At 30.3% G+C, this 1,184-nt stretch carries 1 protein-coding gene and 1 pseudogene; both read right to left on the bottom strand.

What is annotated here, in order from left to right:
- Positions 1-597 (bottom strand): annotated as a pseudogene (locus tag KA858_RS12505) (phage head morphogenesis protein); the annotation flags it as partial.
- A gap of 227 nt (positions 598-824) precedes the next feature.
- A complete protein-coding gene (locus tag KA858_RS12510; RefSeq protein WP_210135841.1) occupies positions 825-1,031 on the bottom strand; it encodes a hypothetical protein in 207 nt (68 codons plus the stop codon).
- Positions 1,032-1,184 lie beyond the last annotated feature (153 nt).

Genomic DNA, 1,184 nt, shown 5'->3' on the forward strand with positions numbered 1-1,184 from the left:
TCTACTAGCATTATAAGTAGTGGAATTTGTTTGCTTTTTAAACTCAGATACATACTCATTAGGATGTCTCCCTCTAAGTAATACATTGCTCGTCGTTTTTTCCACTTCTTTTTGAACTAAAGCCATATCTTGCCATAATCTAGTTGACCAGTTAACGCCTTTGAAGTTACTATTCACAACTGCTTTCACTTCAGTGTCATCAATTTTTACATGTTCACCAAGAATGTGTGCCTGTCTTTCAGCTTCTCTATCCACTGCCTCAACTAACTTATTTTCTAGCTTATCTTGAATATCCAAAGTAGAATCTTTGACTATCAAATCTAATTGTTGCTTTAATAATTTTTCTCTAGATACTTTCATAGTCAAGTTATACAGTTTAAGTACTTTGTTTGCTTCATCGCTAAAATCTCTACGCTTCACATATTTTTTAGCTTTGTTTCGAAACGCATATACATCAAAGTCATCTGCTTTTTTCATGACTTCTTGAATTGTTAATCCAGTATTCGTCGCATATTTTGCATAAAAGGCGAGCAGTTCCCTCATTATTTCTGCATACATTAACATAATAATGCGTTCTATTTCTGAAGTAGCTTGGGCATAACAAATTAATGTTTAGTAATATACCTATGAAATTGATTGAAAAGGTAAAAACAAAAAATTAAAAGTATTACTAATAAAACCTTATAGCATCAATGTTTACCTAGCTATACGTTTTATAGTTAGCTAAATTTAGTTGCCCATTTAGTTGCCCAATATACTAAAACTTACAAAATAGGCAACTAACTAGGATCTATCCCTTATGTATCAAGAGATAGATCCTTATTTTATATTTCTTCACTTTGTTCTAATTCTTTTTTATAATTATATAGCTTTATAAGCGTTCTAAATCTAGCATCTTCAATTGATGTTTTACCATTCTTCAAATCTTGAACGGTTTGATAAGGCAGACCACTTCCTTTTGATATTTTATAACCTGTATTTTTATTTAATAGCTCTCTTAAACATTTAATAATATTAGTTATTTCGTCCATTCTTGTCCCTCTTTAATAAATTGATTAATACTAATGTTGTTAATAAGATAAAGTCCGTATAATTGTGTAAAAGTAAAAAGGCCATATAACAGTCCTTTTACGGTACAATGTTTTTAACGACAAAAACATACCCAGGAGGACTTTTACATGACC

Origin of the sequence: Staphylococcus sp. GDX8P80P (genome assembly GCF_017893095.1) — a bacterium.
Lineage (GTDB): Bacteria > Bacillota > Bacilli > Staphylococcales > Staphylococcaceae > Staphylococcus > Staphylococcus borealis.